Consider the following 26,009-nt stretch of genomic DNA (forward strand, 5'->3'; position numbering starts at 1 on the left):
TCACATATCGAAATTGATCATGTTCTTCATGATGAAGATGCCGGTCGCCATCAGCACGGCGGCAATGCCTAACAGCATATGGCCGGTTGATGACGTGAAAAGCAGCGTCATATATTGCGGACTGGTCAGATAGACCAGCACCATGACGATAAAGGGCAGCGCGCCGATGATGGCGGCTGATGCCTTTGCTTCCATCGAAAGCGCATCGACCTTGGCTTTCATCTTCTTGCGATCACGCAGCACCTTGGACAGATTGTTCAGCGCTTCGGAAAGATTGCCGCCCGCCTGAGACTGAATCTGGATCACGATGGCGAAGAAGTTGGTTTCGGGGCAGGGCATGCTGTCGGGCATCTTGCCAACAGCTTCGGGGATCGACAGACCCATCTGCTGGGCTTCAACGACTTTCTTGAATTCGCCTTTGACCGGCTCCAGCGCCTCGCTGGCGATCAGGCGCAAGCCATCGTTGAGCGGCAGGCCCGCCCTTGTCGCGCGGACAATGACGTCGAGCGCGTTTGGAAATTCTTCCAGAAACTTCTTCAGGCGGCGCTTGCGTTTTTGCAGCACGAACCAGCGTGGCAGCCCGAAAAAGCAGGCAATGGCAATGCCGGGAAGTAGCAGAAGCGGCAGGCCGAAAATAAAGCCGATCAGGAGGCCGGTGAAGGCCGTGACGCCGGAATAGATATAGAACTGGCGCAGCGTGATGCTCAGGCCCGCCTGCGTCAGCATGATGCGCAGCGGCGGGTATTTCTGATTCTTCTCGCGCTGCTTCTGCCGCGCTTCGAGATCCTTGATATTGTCTTGCAACAGTTTGCGGCGTTTCTGGATATCGGTGTTTTTGTCCCGTTCGCTGCGGGTGACACTGCGTTCGGCATAGTTGCGCACGGTTTCCAGCCGCCGCGAGGCGGGGTCCTTGCTGGCCAGCCTGTCATAGAACAGCACATAGGCGAGCGCAGCACAGGCGACCACCGCCAGAACAATGAAGATCAGAATGCTGACGGGGGAGGCGGTCATCAGTCAACCGTCTCCATACTGTCGAGAACAGTGGCAAGGCGGCTATCTTCGTTGTAATAGCGCGCGCGTTCCCAGAAGGCCGGACGACCAATGCCGGTCGAACTGTGCGTGCCGAGAATACGTCCGGATGCGTCCTCGCCCTTGATGTCGTAAAGCATTAGATCCTGGGTGATGATAACGTCGCCTTCCAGCCCGACAACTTCTGTCACATGGGTAATGCGACGCGAACCGTCCCGCAGGCGCGCCGCCTGAATGATGATATCGATGGAGTTGACCAGAATTTCGCGCACGGTCTTCTGCGGCAGCACATAGCCGCCCATGGCGATCATGGCTTCCATACGGCTGAGACATTCGCGCGGGCTGTTGGAGTGGATGGTGCCCATCGAGCCGTCATGGCCGGTATTCATGGCTTGCAGCAGATCGAAGACTTCCGGTCCGCGCACTTCGCCGACGATGATTCGCTCCGGGCGCATACGCAGGCAGTTTTTGACCAGATCGCGCATGGTCACTTCGCCTTCGCCTTCCAGATTGGGCGGGCGGGTTTCAAGGCGCACGACATGGGGCTGCTGCAATTGCAGTTCGGCGGAATCTTCGCAAGTGATGATGCGCTCATGCGTATCGATATAGCGGGTCAGGCAGTTCAAAAGCGTGGTCTTGCCCGAACCCGTGCCGCCGGAAATGATGACATTGCAGCGCACGCGGCTGATGATCTGCAACAGTTCCGCACCGGCGCTGGAAATCGCGCCGAAACGCACCAACTGGTCGAGCGTCAGCTTGTCCTTGCGGAATTTGCGGATGGTGAGCGCCGGGCCGTCAAGCGACAGGGGGGACGCGATGACATTGACGCGCGACCCGTCCGGCAGGCGTGCATCGCAGATCGGGCTTGATTCATCGACGCGCCTGCCGACCTGGCTGACGATGCGCTGGCAGATATTGAGAAGCTGCTGGTTGTCGCGAAACCGGATACCCGTTTCCTGCACCCTGCCATCGACTTCGATATAGGTGTGGCGCGAACCATTGACCATGATATCGGCAATGTCGTCGCGGGCGAGCAATGGCTCCAGCGGACCGTAGCCCAGAACATCGTTGCATATGTCGTCGAGCAGTTCTTCCTGCTCGGCAATCGACATCACGAAATTCTTGATGGCGATGATATCATTGACGATATCGCGGATTTCCTCGCGCGCCGTATCGGGCGCCATGCGCGAAAGCTGCGACAGATCAATCGTGTCGATCAGCGCGGAAAAGACCTGCGCTTTGGTGTCGTAATAGCCTTCGGTCTTCTCGCGCCCGCTGCTGGTGGGCGGGGCAGGTCTGGCAGGCGTGGTGGGAACAGCGGCCTGCATGCGGGACGGCTGAACAGGCTCCGTGCGCTGCACAGGCTGAGGCGCGATTGCTTTTGCAATGCTGCCATCCTGTTTGCTTCCTGAATCGTTGCCTCTTTTGCCGAACATGATTTTCCGCCGTTACTTCGTCTTGCGTGCAAATTTGCCCAAAAGACCGGAGATGCCATTCTTCTTGCGCGGCTGGACATCCGCCCGTCCCGTCAGCACGTGCGCTAAATGCGTGATGGTTGCAGAAACCGGGCTGTCGGGGCTGGTTTCCGCGATCATGCGCCCGGTATTGGCGGCATTGCCGAAAAGCTGCGGTTCGAATTCGATGGCAGCAATCGGGTCGATGCCGAGCGGTTCGGAAAAGTCCGACAGTGCAATTTCGGGGCGCTTCGGCACACCCACCTGATTGAGCACCAGATGCGGCTTCAGATCGTTCGGGCGCAATTGCGCCAGCGTGTCGAGCAGGTTCTTCGTATTGCGCAGATTGGCGAGATCGGGTGCTGCGACGATCACCACTTCATCGGCCCGCATCAATGTGGTGCGGGTCCAGCCGTTCCAGCCATGCGCCAGATCGAGAACCACCAGCGGCGAGGTGCGCTGGGCGACATCGATTATTTCGGAAAAGGCGTCTTCCTGAAAATCGAAGGTGCGCTCCAGACTGGAAGGGGCGGCGAGAATCGAGAGATGTTCGCCATATTGCACCAGAAGGCGGTCGAGATAGACCTCGTCCACCCGTTCAGGCGAAAACACGGCATCGGCGATACCGAGCGTCGGGTCTTGATCGAAATTGATATTGGCCGTGCCGAAGGGCAGGTCCATATCGGCCAGAACCACGTCGTGCCGGAACAGGTTCGAGATCGACCAGGCAACATTGTGCGCGATGGTCGATGCGCCGACACCGCCCTTCGCGCCGATAACCGCGATGGAACGTCCAAGCGGTTCGGCACCCGGATCGAGAAATATCGATGAGACGATGGCCAGAACATCGGCTAGCGAAACGGGCGCTACGATATATTCCGATACGCCGCGGCGCAGCAATTCGCGATAGAGCCAGACTTCGTTGGAGTGGCCGATGACGAGCACCTTGGAACCGGGATCGCAGACCTCCGACAGGCGCTGGAGCTCGTCGAGCAGAATGCTCGGTTCCGACGACGATTCGACAATGATCAGATTGGGCGTTGAGGCTGTCTGGTAGAACTCGATGGCCGCTTCTATGCCGCCGCCGGAGACTTTGAGATGCGTCTTGGCCATGCGCCGGTCGTTGCCGGCACGTTCGATGGGAATAGCGACGCTTTCGTTTTCACAAAAGGCCTGGATGGAAATGCGCGGAATCGGCCGCACATTTTCCAGCATGATCGGCGCGCGCTGTTCGGCAATTTCGCTGCCATTGTCCGGTTCGAAGGCGATATTTGTCATGGTTCGCCCTCTTAGTAATTTGCCTGTTCGCTGCGGGGTTCTTGCCAATTATCCGTCTGCGCAGTCGACATTTTCGTGTAGCCCTGATCGCCATTGAGGCGTTCCGTCGTGCGGTCGGAATCGATTGGAGAGGAAGCGCGCGGCCCCAGAAGATCGGCTGGATTGGCGACTTGAGCTGCGAGATTGTTTTGCATCGAGCAGCCGAAATTGGCGTAATGCTTGTTTTCCGGCGTGGTCGCAATATCGTCCGGCCAGCGACCGCAAGGCGTCGTGCCAGCCGTCATCGCATAATAGCTGATGCGGATCGGCGCTGCGGCATCCGGTGATGGAACGGGATAGTTTTCAATGGCGATATTGGTCTGCTTGATGCCACCCTTGCGCAGCGCTGCGGAGATTTCCGTGCTCAGGCGATAGGCGGCAGCCTGATTGGCTGCACCAGCTGGAACCAGCACATAGACCATGCCCGATCCGTTATAGCGATAGTTGGCGACGGCCTTCTGCACGATGCCGCGCTGCATGGTATTAAGCCGGCTATCGGCGCTGCCGACCGGAATATCCGTCACCTGCTCGCGCTCGGCAATCGTGATGGGATGATTGGTGCGGTAATCGTCAGGCAATGCGCCGACGGTCACGTGCTGTCGGTTGGCGCAACCGGCCAGAAGCGCGACCGACAGAACCAGCATCGCCGACTTGATGGAAACCTTTTTGCCCCGGATTGTCATTCCCGTTTCCCCGCTCATTTGTAGATATACCCGACAACGCCGTTGTAACGGCCGGGCGGCAGCTTGGTCTCCATCGTCCCGTAAACGCGGTTGACCTTGCCGAGAATGTAACCGGCGCCATCGCTGGCCGGATTAAGATTGTCGTCGGGGCGCGCAAGCTGCTGCCGCGCCACCGGGCGAGCGAGATAAGGCGTCACAATGACGACCAGTTCGGATTCGTTGCGGATGAAGTCCTTGCTGCGGAACAGCGCGCCGAGGACGGGAATCTTGGTAAGACCCGGAAAGCCGGAAACCGACTGGCGCACTTCATCGCGGATAAGGCCGCCGATCATCATCGAGCCCCCGGATGGCAACTCCACCGTGGTGTCTGCCACGCGTTTGCGCAGCGACAGAATGCTCGCGCCGAGGCCGTCTGCCTGGTTGGTCGATGAGGAACCTTCCGTTGTGGGTTCGGAAACCGATGTTCTGATCTTCAGGCTGATGCGACCCGGGCCGAGCACCACCGGCATGAACTCCAGTCCGATGCCATAGTTGATCTTGGCCAGCTGGTTGGTGCGCTTGCCATCATCGTCATAGGTGACGCTGTTGATGACATTATATTCGCCGCCCACATTGAATGCAGCTTTTTCGCCGGAAATCGCAGTCAGCGTCGGTTCGGCCAGCGTCTTCATGACGCCTGCTGTTTCCATCGCGCGCAGATAGGCAGAGAAATTGCTGGTTGCGAGACCGAAGCCAGTATTTGACAGGGTATCGCCAATGGCTCCGGGCAGGCTTTCCGAAATGCCGCCATAAGAAATGCCGTTGCTGGTTCCGCTGCCCGTCATATTGACGCCGAGCTGCTTCATGACGGTGCGGCTGACTTCGGCCACCGTCACCTTCAGCGTGACCTGATCTTCCCCAACGATGGTGAGCATATTGACCACTTTACTGGTGCGCCGCCCTGCATCGGGATTGTCGATTGCTACTCCGCCGCCATCGGTCGGGGCCGAAGCGGTCGTCGAATACTGGCCCGTCGTGGCCTCACCACCGGTTACGAAAAGGCTTGCAAGCTTTGCGGCCTGCGCCGAATCCTGTGGCGTCTGAACCGTGCCGGTCAAAACGACGTTGTCGTTGATCAGTTCAACCCGGATATCGGAACCTGGAACGAGACGTTTCAATTGCGTCGAAAGGCTGCTGACATCGCGCTCGATTTCAACATCGATCGAGGCGATCTGTTCGCCATTCGGGCCGAAGACAAAGATATTCGTCTGCCCGACCTGCTTGCCGAACAGATAGATGCGGCGCGATGTGCGCGTGACCGCATCCGCGATGGATGGATTGGAGACGAGAACGTCATAGGCGTCCTGCGGCAGGTCCAGCACAAGCGATTTGTTGAGACCAAGCGCGATGCGCTGGGCGCGGCCCTGTGCGCCGACCTTGACGACGTCACCCGCTGCCATGGCAGGCGCTTCGAAGAAAGGCTGGGCGCAAAGTGCCAGGCTTGCGGCAATGAGGGCGGATTTGGCAAAATACGGGCGCACGCGTTTTCCCTGTTTCATGAGCGCGGTCCTACTTCTGTAATGCTGCCGGACTTGATGACCTTGACGGTTCCGCTGCGCGTCGGCGAGGAAACCAGATAGTCGGCCTGCTTGATGTCCTTGTCTTCCGCATCGTGCATGGAGCGCAGGGACAGGGTCAACCGGTCGGCCATCTGCTGGGCGACGGTGATGATTTCCGCCTGATCGGGCGTCAGTTCCAGTGTCGCGGTCTGGCCGACCATGACCTTGCGGCCCTGTTCGTCTTCCTGAATGGTCTGGTCAATGGCGAGAATACGCACATTTTGCAGCACTGTTTCGGTCGTGAAAGGCGCGATGGAGGTGCTGGTTGCATTGTCCGGCTTGCGACGGGTCATGATGACATCGACAAAATCATTGGGCAGGATGAAACCGCCCGCTGAGCTTTCGGCATTGATCTGGGTCGCAACCGCACGCATGCCGGGCGGCAGGATTGATGAGAGGAAGCTCTGTCCGGGGCCGATCAGCTTCACCTTGCGAATGGGTTCGCCGGGGAAAAGTTGCAGCCTGACGGTTGCGCCATTGAGCTGATTGATCGCGTCTGGTTCGCTGGACCGGGTGATATAGCCGTCGGATATCGCTTCGGCAGGCCATGACTGCCAGCGCATTTGCGAGGTCAGTTCAGCACCGACACCGAGGTTTTCCGTGGCGACCAGCACTTCTTCCAGCTGGATCTGTGGGGTTTCGGACGCAACCACGACCGGCGCTGGCGGCGGTGCCGCCAGATTCATGGCGATATAGCCCGCACCGCCAGCAGCGATGACGGCTACCCCAAGAATGAGCAGACGAGCTGATTTCATGATGCGCCCCGTGCAAGTCCCCACGTCCGAACGACGTGTTCCAAAATTGCACTGGCAATCGTGTAATTATGGTTAATATAATCTTATTCGTATTAAGAAATATAAGTTCCGCAGGGCAATTTCGTGCTGGCCGTTACGCGGGAGCGAACAAAATCGACTGCATGGTCTGGCCAACGGGTGAGAGCGGGAAGCTCCACAAACCGGCAGCACCCAAAGCGATACCGTAGGGAATCCCGACATCCTTGTGCGACAGCCGTTCCAAAAAGGCATAGCGATCCGCATGCGCCGGGCGCGGCATCAGGCGGTAAAGAATGATGAGAAGCGTGAGGGCGCCGCCAATCAGCGAAAACTTGATGACATAATCCACCAGCCCCGGATTGAAGCCGAACCACAATGTGGTTGCTGCAATCATTTTTGCATCGCCGCCGCCCATGGTGCGCAGGCAGAAGAGCAGGAAAGTGATGCAAAGCATCAGCCCGCCTGCCAGCAGATGCCAGCCGTAATCGGCAAGGGCAAGACCGGAAAACGGTGCAAGGATGATGAAACCGGCGGCGAGCCCAATCGAAACCCGGTTGCGAATGGTCATCGACAGAAGATCGGTGACCATGGCCGTGACCATCGCCGCCACGAATATCGCCGTCATCAGCGCCGCTATGACCATCGAATCCCCCGATCCCTTCAATAAGTGTTATTGGCCGTTGGTCGCGTTCTGAAAGCTCGTGGCAACGCTGTCGAATTTTTCGCCGACGCTGCCGGCCATGAGCGCCACGCCGCTGACGATCGCAATCGAAACCAGCGTGCCGATCAGCGCATATTCAATCGCTGTGGAACCGGCCCGGTTCTTCAAAAAACGCGTCATCAATGTCGGCATTGTACGCTCCTTCACCTCTCCGAAGACGGCTGCCCCATCATGGCCGTCGCTCTGTTCGGATGGCTGAAAGATAATCGACACGCATTGTTGGGCCCTTAATAATCAGGGTTAATGAAGCGTTTCCTGTCGATTGGCTCGCCGCTCTCGCATGCTAGTGGATTGAATTTGACGTTTGAATCCCGGCTGACACATACGCTGTTTCAAACGTCAAATTCGAAAAATCCACTAGATACATATAGTTGCTAGTGGTCTTTTTGATTCCAACATTTGCTCAGCGCGTGAACCGAGGGAGCAAATGTTGGAATCAGACCACTAGGCGGGCGTGGCGGACGGCTTAATGCTTCCTTCACCAATCCTCTTCATTATTTGCTAGGCATATTACGGGGGTCGTAGAGTGGCGCATCGGTTTTTCTCTTCGGAAAAGTTGCGGAAGGCATCTGCTTTGGCCGCAATGATGCTGGTTTCAGCAGGGCTTCAGGCTGCGCAGGCGGAAGAATATATCAAGCTGGAAACCAGTCAGGCGCGCATCCTTCGTCTGGCCCGACCCGCCGACACGGTAGTGATCGGCAATCCCGCCATTGCGGATGCAGTGGTGCAGGATTCCCAGACCATCGTGCTGACCGGCAAGGATTTTGGCGTTACCAATATCGTTGTCATGGATAAGAACGGCGAGCCGATCATCGACCGGGAACTCGTCGTTTCCAGCAATGCGCGCGGCACCATGCGCGTTTATCGCCAGGCAGAGGTGCAGACGCTGTCCTGCACACCCTATTGCGAAAAGGCGTCCACCAAGACCGGCGACGATAAATAACACCCCTCTCTAAAATCCGGCCTGCGCCGTTAATACTCTTTCAGGTTGTCCTGATGTAATCATGCGCCATTGTTTGAACCGGCGGGTTTGGGTGGGGCATGGCATTCATGGATTTCCGTCAAAGGCGCGGAGAAGGACGGCTGCGGTTGCAGGCCGCCGTCCGTCAGTTGCGGCTGTTCGGTCGGGCGCGAGACGGCGTCACGGCCATTGAATTCACGCTCCTGATCATCCCGTTTCTCCTCATCGTCTTTTCGATCATTGAAACAGGCATGAATTTCACCGCCCGACAGGTGTTGTGGAACGCCACGCAGAACGTGGCGCGCCAGATCCAGACCGGGCAGGTCCGGGGAAGCGATCTCACGCAGACCAGAATCCAGACCATGCTTTGCGATCAGATCCAGTTCATGGTGAAAACCGGTTGCGAGGGGTTGTCATTCAATCTCGGAACATATTCCGGCTTTGCCTCGGTCCCGAACCGCGACATTCTGACGGACAAAGGTTATCTGTCGCGCACCGGCATCACCGGCACCAACGGCACCTCGACCATCAACCAGCTCAATGTGCTTTATCGCTGGCCGGTTCTGACCAACATTCTCTACATGACCGATAGCGCCGATGCTGAGAGCGGCACTATGCCGTTATTCTCCACGCTGACATGGCAAAACGAGCCGTTTCCAAACTGACGACGAATATCGGGTTGTGGCCCGGACTGGACCTATATCGCCATGCGAACAGCATTATCCCGGTTGTTGAAAAGATTTTTCCGCGACAAGCGCGCGGTCGGCGCGGTTGAATTCGCGCTGATCGTCCCGGTTCTGCTCCTGATTTATCTGGGCTCCACCGATTTGGCCGATGGTCTCGACGTCAACAAGAAGGTGTCGCGGTCCGCGAGTGGCCTTGCCGATCTGGTCACGCGCCAGATATCCGTCAAAGCCACGGATATCGACGATATGTTCGCCATCGGCAGCACGTCGCTTTTGCCCTATCGCCGGACAAGCCCGAAGATCAGGGTGACAGCCATCAAGGTCACCAAGGCGCAGTCGTCCAGCACCTATTCCGTGACTGTTGACTGGTCGCGCGCCAATGTCGCAAATTTCGCGGCGCTGGCTGGCAGCAAGACCGATCTTCCCGAGGCGCTGGTCGCAAGCGATGCCTATTTCATCAAGGTCGACGTCGAACTGGACTACAGGCCGCTGAACTCCTGGATATCGACCAGCATACCGATGAGCGAGACCTATTACCTCGCGCCGCGCTATACCAACACCATTCCCTGCAGCGGTTGCTGAACCCGTGTCTTGGCTCTACCCCTTGCACTACAGTTGCAAATTCGTCAGGCCGCGGCGAAACGAGTGATTTTCGAGCACCGGAGCGGAGCGTACTTAAGGGTACGTGAGCACCGGAGCGCAGGAAATTGCTCGTTGCAGACCGGCATCACGAAGAATGCAACTGTAGTGCTTGGCAATGCGGATAAAACCCAACATATAGAAGGAAAGGCCAAACCGCCCCCTTCAGGATTTGTTTTCATGCCAGAATTGCCCGAGGTAGAAACCGTTCGCCGCGGCTTGCAACCCTTCATGGAAGGCGCAACCATCGAAAAGGTCGATCAGAACAGACCCGATCTCCGCTTTCCATTCCCGGAGCATTTTGTCGAGCGTCTGACCGGTCATCGTATCGAGGCGCTCGGTCGCCGTGCGAAATATCTCACGCTTCACCTCGATGACGGCCTGTCCGTCATCAGCCATCTTGGCATGTCCGGCTCGTTTCGCATCGAGGCCGACGACGATGCCGATACGCCCGGTGCCTTCCATCATGAGCGTTCGAAGAACAGCGCCCATGACCATGTGGTGTTTCACCTGTTGCGGTCGGGCGGTTCGGGCGCGCGCATCATCTATAATGATCCGCGCCGTTTCGGCTTCATGCTGTTTGCGGAAAAAGGCGCGCTCGATACGCATCCGTTTCTGAGCGGCCTCGGGATCGAACCGACCGGCAATCTTCTGTCGGGGGCGGTACTGGCGGAGTTGTTCCAGGGACGGCGCACGCCGCTCAAGGCAGCGCTGCTCGATCAGCGGCTGATCGCCGGTCTCGGCAATATCTATGTCTGCGAGGCGCTGTGGCGTTCCGGCCTGTCGCCCATGCGGGCAGCCGGGGCCGTGGCGGACGATGCAGCACTTATGGAGCGTCTGGCGAGCGATATCCGCACAGTGATTGCGGAGGCGATTGCTGCGGGCGGATCGAGCCTGAAGGATTATATTCAGGCCGATGGCGCACTCGGCTATTTCCAGCATTCCTTCTCGGTCTATGGGCGGGAAGGGGAGCCGTGTCGCAATCCCGCCTGCAATGGCGTGGTCGAGCGTGCGGTTCAGGCGGGACGTTCGACTTTTTTCTGTGCCTCGTGCCAGACATAAGACCTTGCCAAACGGGGATGGCCGGTTCACCTTGCCGCCCGGAAATTGAAGCTGTCATGGTATCGGCCTTATAGGGGCCTGAACCGGACGGCGATGCCTGATGAAGGAGGAGCAGAATTCCATGGCTTATGAAACGATCATCGTCGAGACGCGCGGCAATGTCGGGCTTATCCGCCTCAATCGCCCGCAAGCGCTCAATGCGCTCAATCGGGGAGTGCTCGATGATTTGACGGATGCGCTCTCGGCTTTCGACGCCGATGACAAGATTGGCGCCGTGGTGTTGACCGGTTCCGAAAAAGCCTTCGCGGCGGGTGCCGACATCAAGGAAATGCAGTCGATCGATTTCGTCGATGCCTATCTGCAGGATATGTTCGCCGACTGGCAGAAGGTGGACCGCGTGCGCAAGCCGATCATCGCCGCCGTTTCCGGCTATGCGCTGGGTGGCGGGTGCGAGCTGGCCATGATGTGCGACTTCATCATCGCGGGCAGCAATGCCAAGTTCGGCCAGCCGGAAATTACGCTGGGCGTAATTCCTGGCATGGGCGGCTCGCAGCGCCTGACCCGTTTTGTCGGCAAGTCCAAGGCCATGGATATGTGCCTGACGGGCCGCATGATGGATGCAGCGGAAGCCGAGCGTTCGGGTCTCGTTTCGCGGGTCGTCGAGCCGGAAGTCTTGCTGGAAGAAGCGCTGAAGGCAGCCGAGCGCATCGCCTCCTTCTCGCGTCCGTCCGTGCTGATGGCCAAGGAAGCCGTCAATCGCAGCTACGAATTGACCTTGAACGAAGGACTGCGCTATGAGCGCCGCCTGTTCCATTCGCTTTTTGCGACGGAAGACCAGAAGGAAGGCATGGCCGCTTTCATCGACAAGCGCACGCCAAGCTTCAAGAATCGATAAGACTGACAGCACATCGGGCAGCCATTACCGTTGCCCGATGCGGTATGATGGCCCCTTGTAAGGGCCGAAAAGCCCGCGCGCAGGCGCAAATCCGGCTTTTTGATTGGCGGTTGAGGCAGAATCCTCGTTGACGTGAGGGCAAAGCTGATCTATAAGCCCGCCCACGGATCGGCGGCCTTCCCGGGATTTCTAGGGATTTCGGCTGCCCTAGAGGTTTTGTGCCCGGCGGTTTAAGCCCCTGGCTAGCTGACAGAAAAAGAGAGGCATTTATGGCCAATACTCCTTCGGCCAAGAAGGCAGTGCGCAAGATCGCTGCCCGCACCGAAATCAACAAGTCGCGCCGCTCGCGCGTTCGCACTTTCATCCGCAGGCTGGAAGACGCTCTGCTGAGCGGCGACAAGCAGGCTGCGGAAGTCGCATTCAAGGCTGCTGAGCCTGAACTGATGCGCGCAGCCTCCAAGGGCGTCGTGCACAAGAACACTGCTGCTCGCAAGGTGTCTCGTCTTGCCAAGCGCGTGAAGGCACTCAACGCCTAATTGCCGCCTATTTTTATATGTAAATTTCGAAACCCGGCTCATTGTTAGCCGGGTTTTCTTTTTTTCAGGTTTCTGCCAAAAGACTGCGCAAGGAGAGGTCGCCATTTTTTCGCAGTTTTTTCAATGTGAAAAGGCCAGTTTCCGAGGTTTCCAAAAGCAATGATTGGGTAATTTTCAATTGTAATTTCAATCATTTGCGGAGATTCCAACGGAGTTATCCACAGGGGGTTGGCGGGACTCGGAAGGCCGTTTGAGTCAAGCAGAATTTTAAAATTTATTTTTCAGGCGGAACAGATCAGGACCATCTAATTTGACCATGTGGAAAATGCCTTGAATCCAAAGGTGTTAATTCGCTGGCGTCCGATTCCCTGTCTGTCGCACGGCCCTATGCAAGGGGTTTTATGAAAAAAACTGGCAATCTCAGGCTTGCTCTTTGCGCCGGCCCTTCGCTAAAGTCAGCTCATCAAGAGGGGTGGGCCACCGGCCCGGAGTTAGCGCTTATTGCTGTCGAATGTCAGCGTGGATGTTCAATCCGCGGGCGCTATTTTCTGGTCTCCAAGGTCCTCTTTCTTTCAGGCGATTGCTTATCATTCAATGACCGGGCCATTAACTGGCCATTAACCGGAAAGTCGTTTTGGACAGATGGCGGGCAATTGAGTGGTTGTCGTGGAAGGGGTTCCGGGCAATCAGCCTTCGGTGAACAGTTGTATGAGTCGTGCGCGGGTAACCGGAAAGGAGTATTTCGGTTTGGGACCTGTTGGGTTCGATTGAGTTTGTGTTTGGCCCGGATGTTTGCGGGTCTGAGTGTATGAATGAGTACCGCCGACGTTGAAGGACGACAGATCCGGAACGACGAGCTGGAAAAAATGACAAGCGCCGGAAAATGGCGCGTACGAATGTGAAGGCAGGCGAGCGATGGCAATGACGAGCGGCAAGGCGACGGCAACGATGGGTGATGATGCACATGCGAACCGTATCCATGGATCTTCTGCTACCGGCAATGACAAGAGCCTGACGAACGTGGACGCTGCGGTTAGCGAAGAGGCTTTCGAGCGCCTGACGGCAAAGCTGAAAGCCCGCGTGGGCAGCGAAATCTATTCGAGCTGGTTTGGCCGGTTGAAACTTGACGATATTTCCAAGAGCATTGTGCGTCTGTCGGTTCCGACCGCTTTTCTGCGCTCCTGGATCAACAATCATTATTCCGAACTCCTGACCGAACTCTGGCAGGAAGAAAACGCGCAGATCCTGAAGGTCGAAGTCGTGGTGCGCGGCATGAACCGTGTGGTTCGCAGCGCCGCTCCCGCAGAAACGGCAGAATCGGCTGAAACCAAGCCGGTCGTGGCGCCGCGCGAAAAGATGATGTTCCCGGTCGGCCAGTCCTTTGCCGGTCAGCATATCGGCGACAAGCGCGGCTCCGCCGTGGTCGCAGAATCGGCTGCCGCTTCGGGCTCGATTCTCGGTTCGCCGCTTGATCCGCGCTACACCTTCGACAGCTTCGTCGATGGCGCATCGAATCGCGTGGCGCTTGCTGCCGCCCGCACCATTGCGGAAGCCGGTTCCAGCGCCGTGCGCTTCAACCCGCTTTTCATCCATGCCTCGGTCGGTCTCGGCAAGACGCATCTTCTCCAGGCCATTGCAGCGGCAGCGTTGCAGCGTCAGGAAAAGGCCCGCGTCGTTTATCTGACAGCTGAATATTTCATGTGGCGCTTTGCGACCGCGATCCGTGACAACAATGCGCTTTCCTTCAAGGAGCAGCTGCGCGACATCGACCTTCTGGTCATCGACGACATGCAGTTCCTGCAGGGCAAGTCCATTCAGCACGAGTTCTGCCATCTCCTGAACACGCTGCTCGACAGCGCCAAGCAGGTCGTGGTTGCCGCTGATCGTGCACCGTCGGAACTGGAATCGCTCGACGTTCGCGTCCGTTCGCGTCTGCAGGGCGGCGTCGCGCTTGAAGTGGCCGCACCGGATTACGACATGCGCGTTGAAATGCTGCGCCGTCGTCTGAACACGGCACAGGTCGAAGATCCGAGCCTCAACATTGGCGACGAGATTCTCTCGCATGTTGCCCGCACCGTCACCGGATCGGGTCGCGAGCTGGAAGGTGCTTTCAACCAGCTTCTGTTCCGCCAGTCTTTCGAGCCTAATCTGTCGATCGACCGCGTGGATGAGCTGCTGGGTCACTTGACCCGCGCAGGTGAACCGAAGCGCATCCGCATCGAGGAGATCCAGCGCATCGTGGCGCGCCATTACAATGTTTCGAAGCAGGATCTGCTCTCGAATCGTCGTACCCGCACCATCGTGAAGCCGCGTCAGGTGGCGATGTATCTCGCCAAGATGATGACGCCGCGCTCGCTGCCGGAAATTGGCCGCCGCTTTGGCGGACGCGATCACACCACCGTGCTGCACGCTGTGCGCAAGATCGAAGATCTGGTGGGTGCCGACACCAAGCTGGCACAGGAACTGGAGCTTCTGAAGCGCCTCATCAACGATCAGGCGGCTTGATTAACACGACAGTTGCAAATTCGTCAGGCCATGGCGAAACGGGTGATTTTCGAGCAACGGAGCGGAGCGTACTTAAAGGTACGTGAGCACCGGAGCGCAGGAAATTGCTCGTTGCAGCCCGGCCTCACGAAGAATGCAACGGTCGTGTTGGAGAGCTTCCCCGCTATCAACCGCGGTTATCAACAAAAAGCCCGGGCCCTGTCGCATTACGGCACGGCGCGGGCTTGCTTTTCTCCTTAAAAATCTGCCACTTTAACGGACCTTTCTGGCGCCTCTGGCGCCGTACCGACGAGGGCCGCTGCCCGTCAGATGCAAGCGCCCTGGTCCCAGCGAGCGAGTGCGTTTGAACATGCGTGTTACCCTAGAGCGATCGAACCTTCTCAAATCTCTCAACCACGTCCACCGCGTCGTGGAGCGTCGCAACACGATTCCGATTCTGTCGAACGTGCTTTTGCAGGCCGAAGGCGCAAGCCTTGCCCTCAAGGCGACCGATCTCGACCTCGAAGTGAATGAAGCAACCGCCGCCATGGTCGAGCAGGCGGGTGCGACGACCGTTCCGGCACACCTTCTCTACGACATTGTGCGCAAGCTTCCCGATGGCGCGGAAGTCATGCTGTCGACTAATCCGGATGGCGGTTCCATGTCGGTCATTTCCGGCAAGTCGTCCTTCCGTCTCCAGTGCCTGCCGCAGTCGGATTTCCCGGAACTGACAGCCGGGTCTTTCACCCATTCCTTCCGCATCGAAGCGCAGGCGCTGAAGCGCCTTATCGACCGCACCCAGTTTGCGATCTCGACGGAAGAAACCCGCTATTATCTGAACGGCATCTACTTCCATGCCATTGAAAGCGACGGCGCTCTGAAGCTGCGCGCCGTGGCGACCGACGGTCACCGTTTGGCGCGTGCCGAACTGGAAGCGCCATCGGGCACGGAAGGCATGCCGGGCATTATCATCCCGCGCAAGACGGTTGCCGAACTGCAAAAGCTGGTTGACGCTCCGGATGTGGTGGCGACAGTGGAACTGTCGGATGCCAAGATCCGCTTCACGGTCGGCTCGGTGGTGCTTACTTCCAAGCTCATCGACGGCACCTTCCCGGATTACCAGCGCGTCATTCCTTCCGGCAATGACAAGAAGCTCACCATCGGACGCCAGGAATTCGCCGCTTCGGTGGACCGCGTTTCGACCATTTCGAGCGAGCGTGGCCGTGCGGTCAAGCTTTCCATCGCCGATGGCCAGTTGACGCTGACGGTCAATAATCCCGATTCGGGCAGCGCTACGGATGAGCTGGCAGCGGATTATGATTCCGATCCACTGGATATCGGCTTCAACTCCAAATATCTGCTGGACATCACCAGCCAGCTTTCCGGCTCGGATGCTGTCTTCATGCTGGCTGATGCCGGTTCGCCTACACTGGTGCGCGACACCGGCGACGAAGATGTGCTGTATGTCCTGATGCCGATGCGCGTCTAAGAGCTATCGATCTTCAGGCTCTGGCGGCCTGCAAATGGCGTGATATTTCGCTTCCGGTGCTCACGTGGCATTTTTCGACGCATAATCCCGACAAGTCAGCAACTTTTCGGGATTATGCGGTGAAGTACACTCCGCTCCGGTTCTCAAATCCCGCCATTTTCGGCTCACCATAACCAAAATCTCGACAGCCACGGCATCTCGCTGGAAGAGGTCTCTTAAAGAACCCAATTGTGGATATAAAAGACGATATAACGAGCCGCCCTGACCGGGTTTCGGTCCGGCGGCTTAAATTGACTGATTTCCGCAATTATGCGGAACTCTCGCTGCCGCTTGGTCCCGGCCATGTGGTGCTGACGGGCGAGAACGGTTCGGGCAAGACCAATCTCATCGAAGCACTTTCCTTTCTGTCGCCGGGGCGCGGCCTTCGCCGGGCCTCCTATGACGATGTGGCGCGAACTGTCGCGCATGACGGCTTTGCCATCCACGCAACGCTCGACTGCATGATTTACGGCGAAGCAGAAATCGGCACTGGAACTGCAGGCGGCGGAGAAGGCGGGCGCAAGGTTCGCATCAACGGCGTTGCGGCCTCTGGCGACGAGCTGCTCGATTATGCCCGCATTCTTTGGGTCGTTCCTTCCATGGACGGGCTTTTCACCGGTGGCGCGTCGGACCGGCGGCGCTTTCTCGACCGCATGGTGCTCGCCATCGATACCGGGCACGGCAAGCGTGTGCTCGATTATGAGAAGGCCATGCGCAGCCGTAACCGGCTTTTGAGCGAAGGCAATAATGACGACCAGTGGCTCGACGCCATTGAAAGTCAGATGGCGGAGCTTGGCACCGCCATTGCCGCAGCGCGGGCGGAAGCCATGCGGCTGATTGCAGCCATGATCGAACGGTTGCCGGCAGAAGGTCCTTTCCCGAAGGCGGATTGCTTTCTGGAAGGTTCGCTGGAACAGCGGATCGGCGTTGAGGCGGCGCTCGATCTGGAAGAGGATTTCCGCCGCAACTTGCGTGACGGGCGCAGCCGGGATCGAGCGGCTGGCCGCACGCTGGACGGGCCGCACCGCACCGACCTCATCGTGCAGCATCGGCCGAAGGCGATGCCTGCCGCCCTTTGTTCGACCGGGGAGCAGAAGGCATTGCTGATCGGTCTTATCCTCGCCCATGCGCGCCTGACCGGCGAATTATCCGGCATGGCCCCGATTCTCCTTCTGGACGAAATCGCCGCGCATCTCGATTCAGGTCGTCGTGCCGCCTTGTTCGGCATTCTCGATGATCTCGGCGGACAGGCCTTCATGACCGGAACCGACAGGGCGCTGTTCGATACGCTTGGCGGCGATGCGCAGTTTTTCAGTGTCGCAGGCGGCGTCCTCACCAAGAGCTAAAATATCCGCTGACAGCATCGTCGCGGCGGCTTATGTTGTGACCATCATGAATGCACCATCCAGACCATTTTCGTCCGAAGAGCTTGAACGCTATGCGCGCCATATCGTGCTGCCGGAAGTCGGCGGTCCCGGCCAGCAGAAGCTGAAGGCGGCCCGCGTGCTGGTCGTCGGCGCTGGCGGTCTCGGCGCGCCCGTGCTGCAATATCTGGCGGCAGCGGGCATAGGAACGCTTGGCATCGTCGATGACGACACGGTTTCGCTGTCCAACCTGCAGCGTCAGGTCATCCACGACACGGAAAGCGTCGGGCAGCAAAAGGTCGAGAGCGCGCGAAGCGCCATTACGCGCATCAATCCGCATGTGGCGGTCGAAGGCCACGCCCTGCGTCTCAGTGCGGACAATGCCGAAGCGCTCATTGCCGCTTACGATGTGATCGTCGACGGTTCCGATAATTTCACGACACGCTATGTGCTGGCGGATACGGCAGCCAAGGTCGGGCGCCCGCTGGTGACAGGCGCGATGGGCCGTTTCGATGGAACCGTGACGGTCCTGATGCCCTATCTGACGGGGCCAGATGGCGCGCCACATCCCTCCTATCGCGATCTCTTCCCGGAAGCACCGCCGCCGGGAACCGTCCCAACCTGCGCGGAAGCGGGCGTGCTGGGCGTGTTGCCGGGCGTGATCGGCAGCTTGCAGGCGATGGAGGTCATCAAGCTCGTCATCGGCATCGGCGAGCCGCTGGTCGGTCGCCTGTTGCTCTATAATGCGCTGAATGTCCGCTTCGAGACCATTCGCTACAAGGCGCGCACGCCCAAATGACCACGCCCCGTATCGTACCCATCACTCAGGATTTCGCCCGCTGGGACGAGCTTCTGAAACTCATCCGCGACAGCTTTGCCTATATGGACGGCGTGATCGATCCGCCGTCTTCCGCGCATCTTCTGACCGCGGAAGGGCTGAAACAAAAGGCCAGCGATGAAATCGGCTTTGTCGCCCTGATCGGCGAAGAACTGGTAGGCTGCGTTTTCATCAAAGAAGGAAGCGACAGCTTTTATCTCGGCAAGCTGGCCGTTGCGCCTGCTTTCGAGGGGCAAGGGATCGCGCGCGCCCTTATGCATTGTGTGGAGGCCGAAACTATCGCGACGGGCAAGCCGGCGATTGAATTGCAGGTGCGTATCGAACTGACGCGCAACCGGGCAGTGTTTGAAAAGCTCGGTTATTGCAAGATCGCGGAAACGGCGCATCCCGGCTATACGCGCACGACCTCCATCACCATGCGCAAGGAAATCGTGCAGGGATAGGCGGTGAGATGACCGGCAGCCGGTAGCTGCCGATCAAGCCGAATATCAACATCAATACTGCGTGTTGCGGTCGACGATATGCTCCAGCGTGCCATTGCGCTCGAAAGCTTCGATCTGCCGGATGATCTGCGGCACCAGCGCGGTCGCTGACGAGCTTGCGGCGGCGTGCGGGGTGATCGTCACGCGCGGATGATCCCAGAGCGCGCTGGTGGCCGGCAGCGGTTCCTGATTGAACACATCGAGCGTTGCTGCCGAAAGCAGCCCACGGTCGAGCGCGGCCAGAATATCAGCCTCGTTCTGCAAGCCGCCGCGTCCGGCATTGATCAATACCGGCGCGCCGAACGGTCCGTCGCTTTTCAACTGCGCGAACATCGACATGGACAGGATGCCCTTGGTGTCCGGCGTCAGCGGCAGCAAGCAGACGAAAATATCGGCGGTCTTGAGGAAAGCGCCAAAGCCGTCGCGACCGTGATAGGTTTTGACGCCCTTGATTTCCTGAGGGCGGCGGCTCCATCCGGTCACGTTAAAACCGAGCGCGGTCAGCTTTTCAGCCGCATCGCGACCCAGCACGCCAAGCCCCATAATGCCAACCGTCACCTCATGGGCGGCAGGCTGGCGGCGATCTTCGTGCCAGACATGGTTCTGCTGCTGCTTGCGATAGCGCGAGCCCAGACGGTGATGATCCAGCACCTGCCAGACCACATATTCGGTCATGCGCATGGTCAGATCGTCGGAGATGATGCGCACCAGCGGCACATCGGGAATGCGGTCATCGCGGAACACATGGTCCACGCCAGCGCCAAGCGAGAAGATGACTTTCAGATTGGGCAGATTGGCGAGCGAGCCGGGCTTCTGCTTCCATACGAGCGCGTATTTGACGGAAGGATCGGCCTCGGCGCGCTCGGTCACCACGGGGCGATCCGGCGCATTGTCCTTGAATGTCTTCAGCCAGATTTCCGGATCCCAATCGGTGATCGCCAGAAGAATATTGCCTTTGTCGTTGTTCGTGGTCATTGCCTCACTCCTCCCCAAGTGGTCCGATTCCGACATTTGCCTTCAATTGCCTTTAGCTCCGAGCAAATGTCGGAATCAAAGGACCACTTATCAATTCTGTATCTAGTGGAGTTTTGAATTTGACATTTGAACCTGCGTATCGGTCGGGCGGTGTCCAAATGTCAAATTCACTCCACTAGCGCCTCCATATGGAAGGCTGCCGCCATCAACGCCTTGGTATAGTCGGTCTTCGGATTGGCGAAGACGTCCTTCGCCGTACCATATTCAACCGCCTTGCCGTTGCGCATCACCAGCACATCATTGGCCAGTGCCCGCACCACTTTGAGATCGTGGCTTATGAAAAGATAGGCGAGATCATGCTTCTTCTGCAATCCACGCAAAAGATCGACCACTTGCGCCTGCACGCTCATGTCGAGCGCCGAGGTCGGCTCATCCAGCATCACGAACCGCGGGTTCAGCACCATGGCGCGCGCAATGGCGATGCGCTGGCGCTGGCCGCCGGAAAATTCATGCGGATAGCGGAAGCGGGTTTCGGGATCGAGGTTCACTTCCTGAAGTGCCGAGACGACACGCGCATCGCGGTCGTCTGCCGAGAGTTTCGGCTCATGCACCAGCAGACCTTCGGCGATGATGTCCGCAATGGTCATGCGCGGTGAGAGCGAGCCGAACGGGTCCTGAAACACGATCTGCATTTCACGACGCAGCGGACGCATGTCCTTGAAGCTGAATTTCGCGATATCGCGCCCTTCAAAGTGGATATCGCCTTTTGATGAAATCATGCGCGAAAGGGCAAGGCCGAGCGTAGTCTTGCCAGAGCCCGATTCGCCGACGACACCGAGTGTCTGACCGGCGCGCAGATTGACATCGATACCGTCCACTGCCTTCACATGGTCGACGGTCTTGCGCATGAACCCCTTTTTGATCGGGAACCAGACACGGATATCCTTGCCTTCCATCACCGTTTTCGCTGCCGGATCGGCAGCGGGCGGCTCGCCCTTCGGTTCGGCGGCAAGCAGATGTTTTGTATAGGGATGCTGCGGATTGTCGAAAATTTCCGTTGTCGGTCCAGCCTCGACGATCTTGCCTTTGCTCATCACGCAGACCTTGTCGGCGATCTTGCGCACGATGCCGAGATCGTGGGTGATGAACAGCATCGACATGCCCTGCGCGGCCTTGAGTTCGGCCAGCAGCTTCAAAATCTGCGCCTGTACCGTCACATCAAGTGCGGTGGTGGGTTCATCGGCAATCAGCAGTTTCGGCTTGTTGGCCAGCGCCATGGCGATCATCACGCGCTGGCGTTGTCCGCCAGAAAGCTGATGAGGGAAGGCTGACAGGCGCTTCTCCGGCTCGCGAATACCCACTTCGTTCAAAAGCTCCAGCGTGCGTGCTCGTGCCTGGGCGTCGCCCATGCCCTGATGCACACGCAAAATTTCGCCGACCTGCCGCTCGACGCTGTGCAGCGGGTTGAGCGAGGTCATCGGCTCCTGAAAGATCATGGCAATGTCGTTGCCGCGCACGCGCCGCAATTCCGGCTCGGAGGCCTGCATCAAATCCTTGCCGTTGAAAAGGATTTCACCGGAAGGGTGGCTGGCCGCCGGATAGGGCAGAAGTTTCAGCACCGACAAAGCGGATACAGACTTGCCCGAGCCGGATTCGCCGACCAGTGCCACAGTTTCGCCTTCGGCAATGTCGAAGGACACGCGGTCGACGGAAATGCGTTCTTCGCCATTCTGGCGGAAGGCCACCGACAAGTCGCGGACGGACAGCAGGGTTTTATTGCCTGATTCGGACAGGGATCCGCTCATTGACCCACTCATTGAAATGCCTTTCGCGGATCGAATGCGTCGCGGGTCGCCTCGCCGATGAAGATCAGCAGCGACAGCATGACCGAGATGACCACGAAGCCGGTAATGCCGAGCCACGGCGCCTGAAGATTATTCTTGCCCTGCGCCAGAAGTTCGCCGAGCGAGGCCGAGCCGGGTGGCAGGCCGAAGCCGAGGAAGTCGAGCGAGGTCAGCGTGGTGATCGAGCCGTTGAGGATGAAGGGCAGAAAGGTCAGCGTCGCCACCATGGCATTGGGCAGAAGATGCCGCCACATGATGGTGCCGTTCTTCACGCCGAGCGCGCGCGCGGCATTCACATATTCAAAATTTCGGGCGCGCAGGAATTCAGCGCGCACCACGCCGACGAACGCCACCCATGAGAACAGCAGCATGATGCCGAGCAGCACCCAGAAGCCGGGCGGCAGGATCGCCGCTATGATCAGCAACAGATAAAGCACGGGGATCGACGACCAGATTTCGATGATGCGCTGGAAGATCAGATCGACCCAGCCGCCGAAATAGCCCTGAACCGCGCCTGCCGTCACGCCGATGATGGCCGAGAAGAAGGTGAGGATCAGGCCGAACAGCACCGAAATGCGGAAGCCATAAAGCGCGCGCGCAAAGACGTCGCGCGCCTGATCGTCGGTGCCTAGCAGGTTGAAATTGCCGAAACGGCAATTGGGATCGCTCACGCCTTGCGGATAGCGCTGGCAACGTTCCTCGGCGGAAAAGAGCCAGAAAGGCTTGGACGGCGCCGCTTCCGGGATTTCATTATTCACGGTGTTGTAGGAATAGCGGATCGGCGGCCAGATCGCCCAGCCATTATTGGCGATTTCTTCCTGGATCACCGGATCGCGATAGTCGGTCACCGCATAGAAGCCGCCGAATTTCTCTTCCGGATAATCGACAAAGACCGGCGCCAGCAACTCGCCCTTGTAGGAAACGAGAATGGGGCGATCATTGGCGATGAATTCCGAGCAAAGGGCGGCAATGAGCAGGAACAGAAAAACCCACAGCGACCAGTAACCGCGTTTGTTGGCCTTGAAATTCTGCCAGCGGCGACGGTTCAGCGGCGACAGCCATGGACGCTTTACGGGCTTGACGGTGGGGGTGAGGGCGGCATCGGTCATCACACGTCCCTCCGGTCGAAATCGATGCGCGGATCGATCCACGTATAGGTCAGATCGGACAGAAGCCCGACGAGCAGACCGATCAGCGAGAAGATGAAGAGATTGGCGAATACAACCGGATAATCACGGTTGATGACCGACTGGTAGCCGAGCAGGCCAAGACCGTCGAGCGAGAAGATGGTTTCAATCAAAAGCGAGCCGGTGAAGAAAGCCGAGATGAAAGCGCCCGGAAAACCGGCAATGACGATCAGCATGGCGTTGCGGAAGACATGGCGATAAAGCACCTGATTTTCGGTAAGGCCCTTGGCGCGCGCCGTCGTCACATATTGCTTGCGGATTTCCTCGAGAAACGAGTTTTTCGTCAAAAGTGTTGTGGTGGCGAAGGCCGAAAGCACCAGCGCCGTGACCGGCAGAACCATGTGCCAGAGATAGTCGCCGATCTTGCCCCAGAATGACATTTGCACGAAGTCGGGCGAGGTGAGGCCGCGCAGCGGGAACCAGTCGAAGAACGAGCCGCCCGCAAACAGCACGATCAGCAGGATGGCGAAGAGGAAGCTTGGAATGGCATAGCCGACAATGATGACCGCGCTGGTCCATGTATCGAAGCGCGTGCCTTCCTTGATTGCCTTGCGAATGCCAAGCGGGATCGAGATCATGTAGGACAGAAACGTCAGCCACAGGCCGAGCGAGATCGAAACCGGCATCTTTTCCTTGATCAGATCGATGACGCTGATGTCGCGGAAATAGCTGCGCCCAAAATCAAAACGCAGATAATTCCATAGCATCTGACCGAAACGTTCCAGTGGCGGCTTGTCGAAGCCAAACTGCTTTTCAAGATCGGCAATGAATTGGGGGTCGAGCCCCTGTGCGCCGCGATATTTCGAATTGACCGAGCCGCTATCGACCGCGCTCTGGCCGAAATCGCTGCCGCCACCGGAAAGGCGGTCCAGCGCGTCGCCGCCCTGACCGGAAAGCTGCGCGATCACGCGCTCGACCGGACCGCCGGGAGCGAATTGAACAACGGCGAAGGAAATAGCCATGATGCCGAAGATGGTCGGGATCATTAAGATCAAGCGGCGGAGGATGTAGGCGCCCATTAGCTTGGCTCTCGCGTTAGATCCGTGTTTCTCTTATGGCTTACCAACAACTTTTGCCTTTTCTTCTTCAATCCACCACAGCGTCTCGACCGGAAAGCCGTAATCGGGCTTCGGTTCCTTGAAACCGAACCGGTCCCAATAGGCGACGAGATGATTCGCTGTTGTCCAATTTGGAATCCAGTCGCGCCGGATACGCAAGTACCGATCCAGCACTCTGATGGTCGCGACAAGATCGTCGCGGGTCGACACTTTTCCGGCATCGTCGATCAGGGCGTCGATCAACGGGTCGGCTGTGCCGGGCAGATTATAGCTTCCGGGCGTCTTGGCCGCTTGCGAACCAAACATGCTGGAAAGCGATTCTGACGTCGGCGTCGCGCCAAACAGCATTGCAATGCCCACCATGTCGAACTGGAAATCCTGCATCCGCGCCTGATACTGGCTGGCATCCACCAGCCGCAAACTGGCATCGATACCGATGGCCCGCAGTTTCTGGATGAACGGATTGTAGACGCGCGTGAAGGCTTCCGAATCGCTGAGAATTTCCAGCGCGAATTTCGCGCCGTCCTTGTCGTGAAACTGCCCGTTGCGCCGCTCGAAACCGGCTTCTTCCATCAGTTTGACGGCTTTGCCGAATTGCGCGCGGTCCCGCCCTGTTCCATCCGAAACCGGCATGATGACGGTCTCGCCGAACACGGCATCGGGAAGCTTGCCGCGATAGCGTTCCAGCACTTTCGACTCATCCGGGGTGGGGAGGCCCCTGGCCTGAAAATCCGACCCGTTGAAACTCGATTGCGAGCGCTCATAGGTGTCGAAGAAGAGGTTTTTGTTGGTCCACTCGAAATCAAAACAGAGGCTGATTGCCTCCCGCACGCGCGGGTCGCGGAAACGCTCGCGACGCTGGTTCAGCGCCCAGGCCTGCATCAGCGGGCTCTTCTCTTTCGGGAAGGTGCGCTTGATGATTTTCTTTTCCTGAATGGCCGGGAAGTCGTAGCCGGTAGCCCAGTTCTTGGACACGCTTTCGGAACGAAAATCGATATCGCCTTTCTTGAAGGCTTCGAATTCCGGCTGCCGGTCGCGGAAGAACTCGATGTGGATGCGGTCGAAATGGCTGGAACCGCGCCGCACTGGCAAATCCTTGGCCCAGTAGTCTTCGAAACGATCATATTCAATGAATTGACCGGCGGTGAAATTCCCCACCTTGTAAGCGCCCGAACCGAGCACCGGTTCCATCGTGGTCGCTTCGAAATCGCGATCCTTGAACCAGGTCTCCGACAGGATCGGCAGCACCACGGCGTCAAGGATGGCGTTGGGGCCGCGATCCGTCGCAAAACGCATGCGAATATCGTTCTTGCCCGTCAGTTCCACCTTTTCCAGCCCGGCGAGCGACTGACGTATGAGCGGGTGGCCCTTTTCCTTCAGCACCGTATAGGTGAACAGCACGTCTTTCGCCGTGATCGGTGATCCGTCATGGAACCGCGCTTCCTTGCGCAGCTTGAAGGTGCAGGCCCGACGATCTTTCGACAGCGTGACGCTTTCAGCGATAAGTCCGTAGACGGAATCCGGTTCATCGAGCGCCGGGACCATCAGGCTGTCATAGGTCAGCTCCATGCGCGGCGGCGCGTCGCCTTTGAAGGTAAAGGTGCTGAGCGTGTTGAAGGTCTGCGTGTTCTGGTTCCAGGTCCAGCTTGCTGGCGCAAACCTGAACGTGCCGCCTTTCGGCGCGTCTGGACTGGTGTAATCGAAATGGGTGAAATCGCTGCCATATTTCAGCTCGCCAAAGGCGGACAGGCCATGCAGGGACTTGCCGGTCGGCACCTCCGCAAAGGCGTTGGCAATGACAGCCTGACCCGGCAGGCAGGCCGCGATTGCGGCGCTGCCCGAAACACCCAGAAAATGGCGGCGGTTCATGCGAAGCATCGTCATTCTCCGCTTGT

The 26,009-nt window shown here is 58.3% G+C and carries 24 protein-coding genes; 11 read left to right on the plus strand and 13 right to left on the minus strand.

Annotated features, from left to right (window positions below; all coding sequences use genetic code 11):
* The 8 genes from ABWW11_RS01525 to ABWW11_RS01560 all read right to left on the minus strand — a co-directional run bounded on the left by ABWW11_RS01525 (window position 1) and on the right by ABWW11_RS01560 (window position 7,788).
* Entirely contained in the window at window positions 1-1,011 is a 1,011-nt protein-coding gene (locus ABWW11_RS01525) for a type II secretion system F family protein (protein ID WP_109370123.1), read from the minus strand.
* Entirely contained in the window at window positions 1,011-2,465 is a 1,455-nt protein-coding gene (locus tag ABWW11_RS01530; RefSeq protein ID WP_109370124.1) for a TadA family conjugal transfer-associated ATPase, read from the minus strand. Before ABWW11_RS01530 ends, ABWW11_RS01525 begins: the two co-directional genes overlap by 1 nt.
* A gap of 12 nt (window positions 2,466-2,477) precedes the next feature.
* Window positions 2,478-3,761 carry a CpaE/TadZ family protein gene (locus ABWW11_RS01535; protein ID WP_124915148.1) on the minus strand — a complete coding sequence of 428 codons (1,284 nt, stop codon included), beginning with the start codon at window positions 3,759-3,761 and terminating at the stop codon, window positions 2,478-2,480.
* 11 nt (window positions 3,762-3,772) lie between these two features.
* Window positions 3,773-4,483 (minus strand): CpaD family pilus assembly protein, encoded by a 711-nt coding sequence (locus ABWW11_RS01540; protein ID WP_109370126.1) that lies wholly within the window; start codon window positions 4,481-4,483, stop codon window positions 3,773-3,775.
* Between the two features lie 14 nt (window positions 4,484-4,497).
* A complete protein-coding gene (locus tag ABWW11_RS01545) occupies window positions 4,498-6,021 on the minus strand; it encodes a type II and III secretion system protein family protein (protein ID WP_319080587.1) in 1,524 nt (507 codons plus the stop codon).
* Complete coding sequence (cpaB, locus tag ABWW11_RS01550; protein ID WP_109370128.1) at window positions 6,018-6,836, minus strand: Flp pilus assembly protein CpaB; 819 nt, start codon at window positions 6,834-6,836, stop codon at window positions 6,018-6,020. Before cpaB ends, ABWW11_RS01545 begins: the two co-directional genes overlap by 4 nt.
* 133 nt (window positions 6,837-6,969) lie before the next feature.
* The gene (locus tag ABWW11_RS01555; protein ID WP_109370129.1) at window positions 6,970-7,497 is read right to left on the minus strand and encodes an A24 family peptidase; all 528 of its coding nucleotides are present in this window, start codon (window positions 7,495-7,497) and stop codon (window positions 6,970-6,972) included.
* Between the two features lie 27 nt (window positions 7,498-7,524).
* Window positions 7,525-7,788, minus strand: coding sequence for a Flp family type IVb pilin (locus ABWW11_RS01560; protein WP_235858895.1), 264 nt, complete (start codon window positions 7,786-7,788; stop codon window positions 7,525-7,527).
* A gap of 370 nt (window positions 7,789-8,158) precedes the next feature.
* Between ABWW11_RS01560 and ABWW11_RS01565 the strand changes: the two genes are divergently transcribed.
* From ABWW11_RS01565 to ABWW11_RS01615, 11 genes are all read left to right on the plus strand, one after another.
* Window positions 8,159-8,518, plus strand: coding sequence for a pilus assembly protein N-terminal domain-containing protein (locus ABWW11_RS01565; protein ID WP_109370131.1), 360 nt, complete (start codon window positions 8,159-8,161; stop codon window positions 8,516-8,518).
* 98 nt (window positions 8,519-8,616) lie between these two features.
* Window positions 8,617-9,201: a TadE/TadG family type IV pilus assembly protein gene (locus ABWW11_RS01570; protein ID WP_235858896.1), complete on the plus strand. Its 585-nt coding sequence runs from the start codon at window positions 8,617-8,619 to the stop codon at window positions 9,199-9,201.
* Between the two features lie 66 nt (window positions 9,202-9,267).
* Complete coding sequence (locus tag ABWW11_RS01575) at window positions 9,268-9,804, plus strand: TadE/TadG family type IV pilus assembly protein (RefSeq protein ID WP_235858897.1); 537 nt, start codon at window positions 9,268-9,270, stop codon at window positions 9,802-9,804.
* A gap of 237 nt (window positions 9,805-10,041) precedes the next feature.
* On the plus strand, window positions 10,042-10,923 hold the full coding sequence (gene mutM, locus ABWW11_RS01580) for a bifunctional DNA-formamidopyrimidine glycosylase/DNA-(apurinic or apyrimidinic site) lyase (protein ID WP_109370350.1): 882 nt from the start codon (window positions 10,042-10,044) through the stop codon (window positions 10,921-10,923).
* A gap of 121 nt (window positions 10,924-11,044) precedes the next feature.
* The gene (locus tag ABWW11_RS01585) at window positions 11,045-11,818 is read left to right on the plus strand and encodes an enoyl-CoA hydratase (RefSeq protein ID WP_109370351.1); all 774 of its coding nucleotides are present in this window, start codon (window positions 11,045-11,047) and stop codon (window positions 11,816-11,818) included.
* Between the two features lie 269 nt (window positions 11,819-12,087).
* Window positions 12,088-12,354: a 30S ribosomal protein S20 gene (rpsT, locus tag ABWW11_RS01590; protein ID WP_109370133.1), complete on the plus strand. Its 267-nt coding sequence runs from the start codon at window positions 12,088-12,090 to the stop codon at window positions 12,352-12,354.
* Between the two features lie 921 nt (window positions 12,355-13,275).
* The gene (dnaA, locus tag ABWW11_RS01595; RefSeq protein WP_109368053.1) at window positions 13,276-14,859 is read left to right on the plus strand and encodes a chromosomal replication initiator protein DnaA; all 1,584 of its coding nucleotides are present in this window, start codon (window positions 13,276-13,278) and stop codon (window positions 14,857-14,859) included.
* Between the two features lie 349 nt (window positions 14,860-15,208).
* Window positions 15,209-16,327, plus strand: a complete 1,119-nt coding sequence (gene dnaN, locus ABWW11_RS01600; RefSeq protein ID WP_109368055.1) for a DNA polymerase III subunit beta — start codon at window positions 15,209-15,211, stop codon at window positions 16,325-16,327.
* Between the two features lie 230 nt (window positions 16,328-16,557).
* Complete coding sequence (gene recF, locus ABWW11_RS01605; RefSeq protein ID WP_124915151.1) at window positions 16,558-17,712, plus strand: DNA replication/repair protein RecF; 1,155 nt, start codon at window positions 16,558-16,560, stop codon at window positions 17,710-17,712.
* A gap of 46 nt (window positions 17,713-17,758) precedes the next feature.
* A complete protein-coding gene (locus ABWW11_RS01610) occupies window positions 17,759-18,529 on the plus strand; it encodes a molybdopterin-synthase adenylyltransferase MoeB (protein WP_109370134.1) in 771 nt (256 codons plus the stop codon).
* Window positions 18,526-19,011 (plus strand): GNAT family N-acetyltransferase, encoded by a 486-nt coding sequence (locus ABWW11_RS01615; protein WP_109368057.1) that lies wholly within the window; start codon window positions 18,526-18,528, stop codon window positions 19,009-19,011. Before ABWW11_RS01610 ends, ABWW11_RS01615 begins: the two co-directional genes overlap by 4 nt.
* Before the next feature lie 51 nt (window positions 19,012-19,062).
* Here ABWW11_RS01615 and ABWW11_RS01620 read toward each other — a convergent pair whose 3' ends face one another.
* The 5 genes from ABWW11_RS01620 to ABWW11_RS01640 form a co-directional block, all read right to left on the minus strand.
* The gene (locus tag ABWW11_RS01620; RefSeq protein ID WP_109368058.1) at window positions 19,063-20,025 is read right to left on the minus strand and encodes a 2-hydroxyacid dehydrogenase; all 963 of its coding nucleotides are present in this window, start codon (window positions 20,023-20,025) and stop codon (window positions 19,063-19,065) included.
* 167 nt (window positions 20,026-20,192) lie between these two features.
* Complete coding sequence (locus tag ABWW11_RS01625; RefSeq protein ID WP_109368059.1) at window positions 20,193-21,842, minus strand: ABC transporter ATP-binding protein; 1,650 nt, start codon at window positions 21,840-21,842, stop codon at window positions 20,193-20,195.
* On the minus strand, window positions 21,839-22,978 hold the full coding sequence (locus ABWW11_RS01630; protein WP_109368060.1) for an ABC transporter permease: 1,140 nt from the start codon (window positions 22,976-22,978) through the stop codon (window positions 21,839-21,841). Before ABWW11_RS01630 ends, ABWW11_RS01625 begins: the two co-directional genes overlap by 4 nt.
* A complete protein-coding gene (locus tag ABWW11_RS01635) occupies window positions 22,978-24,075 on the minus strand; it encodes a microcin C ABC transporter permease YejB (RefSeq protein WP_109368061.1) in 1,098 nt (365 codons plus the stop codon). The genes ABWW11_RS01630 and ABWW11_RS01635 overlap by 1 nt, the downstream gene beginning before the upstream one ends.
* Before the next feature lie 33 nt (window positions 24,076-24,108).
* Window positions 24,109-25,998 carry an extracellular solute-binding protein gene (locus ABWW11_RS01640; RefSeq protein WP_319080577.1) on the minus strand — a complete coding sequence of 630 codons (1,890 nt, stop codon included), beginning with the start codon at window positions 25,996-25,998 and terminating at the stop codon, window positions 24,109-24,111.
* Window positions 25,999-26,009 lie beyond the last annotated feature (11 nt).

The organism is Brucella sp. NBRC 113783 (genome assembly GCF_040372265.1).
Classification (GTDB): Bacteria; Pseudomonadota; Alphaproteobacteria; order Rhizobiales; family Rhizobiaceae; genus Brucella; species Brucella teleogrylli.

What these genes read in the sequence shown, in the direction of transcription:
- ABWW11_RS01525 (WP_109370123.1), bottom strand. Translation starts at nt 1,011, where the DNA reads ATGACCGCCTCCCCCGTCAGCATTCTGATCTTCATTGTTCTGGCGGTG.
- ABWW11_RS01530 (WP_109370124.1), bottom strand. Translation starts at nt 2,465, where the DNA reads ATGTTCGGCAAAAGAGGCAACGATTCAGGAAGCAAACAGGATGGCAGC.
- ABWW11_RS01535 (WP_124915148.1), bottom strand. Translation starts at nt 3,761, where the DNA reads ATGACAAATATCGCCTTCGAACCGGACAATGGCAGCGAAATTGCCGAA.
- ABWW11_RS01540 (WP_109370126.1), bottom strand. Translation starts at nt 4,483, where the DNA reads ATGACAATCCGGGGCAAAAAGGTTTCCATCAAGTCGGCGATGCTGGTT.
- ABWW11_RS01545 (WP_319080587.1), bottom strand. Translation starts at nt 6,021, where the DNA reads ATGAAACAGGGAAAACGCGTGCGCCCGTATTTTGCCAAATCCGCCCTC.
- cpaB (WP_109370128.1), bottom strand. Translation starts at nt 6,836, where the DNA reads ATGAAATCAGCTCGTCTGCTCATTCTTGGGGTAGCCGTCATCGCTGCT.
- ABWW11_RS01555 (WP_109370129.1), bottom strand. Translation starts at nt 7,497, where the DNA reads ATGGTCATAGCGGCGCTGATGACGGCGATATTCGTGGCGGCGATGGTC.
- ABWW11_RS01565 (WP_109370131.1), top strand. Translation starts at nt 8,159, where the DNA reads ATGATGCTGGTTTCAGCAGGGCTTCAGGCTGCGCAGGCGGAAGAATAT.
- ABWW11_RS01570 (WP_235858896.1), top strand. Translation starts at nt 8,617, where the DNA reads ATGGCATTCATGGATTTCCGTCAAAGGCGCGGAGAAGGACGGCTGCGG.
- mutM (WP_109370350.1), top strand. Translation starts at nt 10,042, where the DNA reads ATGCCAGAATTGCCCGAGGTAGAAACCGTTCGCCGCGGCTTGCAACCC.
- ABWW11_RS01585 (WP_109370351.1), top strand. Translation starts at nt 11,045, where the DNA reads ATGGCTTATGAAACGATCATCGTCGAGACGCGCGGCAATGTCGGGCTT.
- rpsT (WP_109370133.1), top strand. Translation starts at nt 12,088, where the DNA reads ATGGCCAATACTCCTTCGGCCAAGAAGGCAGTGCGCAAGATCGCTGCC.
- dnaA (WP_109368053.1), top strand. Translation starts at nt 13,276, where the DNA reads ATGACGAGCGGCAAGGCGACGGCAACGATGGGTGATGATGCACATGCG.
- dnaN (WP_109368055.1), top strand. Translation starts at nt 15,209, where the DNA reads ATGCGTGTTACCCTAGAGCGATCGAACCTTCTCAAATCTCTCAACCAC.
- ABWW11_RS01610 (WP_109370134.1), top strand. Translation starts at nt 17,759, where the DNA reads ATGAATGCACCATCCAGACCATTTTCGTCCGAAGAGCTTGAACGCTAT.
- ABWW11_RS01615 (WP_109368057.1), top strand. Translation starts at nt 18,526, where the DNA reads ATGACCACGCCCCGTATCGTACCCATCACTCAGGATTTCGCCCGCTGG.
- ABWW11_RS01620 (WP_109368058.1), bottom strand. Translation starts at nt 20,025, where the DNA reads ATGACCACGAACAACGACAAAGGCAATATTCTTCTGGCGATCACCGAT.
- ABWW11_RS01625 (WP_109368059.1), bottom strand. Translation starts at nt 21,842, where the DNA reads ATGAGTGGGTCAATGAGCGGATCCCTGTCCGAATCAGGCAATAAAACC.
- ABWW11_RS01630 (WP_109368060.1), bottom strand. Translation starts at nt 22,978, where the DNA reads ATGACCGATGCCGCCCTCACCCCCACCGTCAAGCCCGTAAAGCGTCCA.
- ABWW11_RS01635 (WP_109368061.1), bottom strand. Translation starts at nt 24,075, where the DNA reads ATGGGCGCCTACATCCTCCGCCGCTTGATCTTAATGATCCCGACCATC.
- ABWW11_RS01640 (WP_319080577.1), bottom strand. Translation starts at nt 25,998, where the DNA reads ATGACGATGCTTCGCATGAACCGCCGCCATTTTCTGGGTGTTTCGGGC.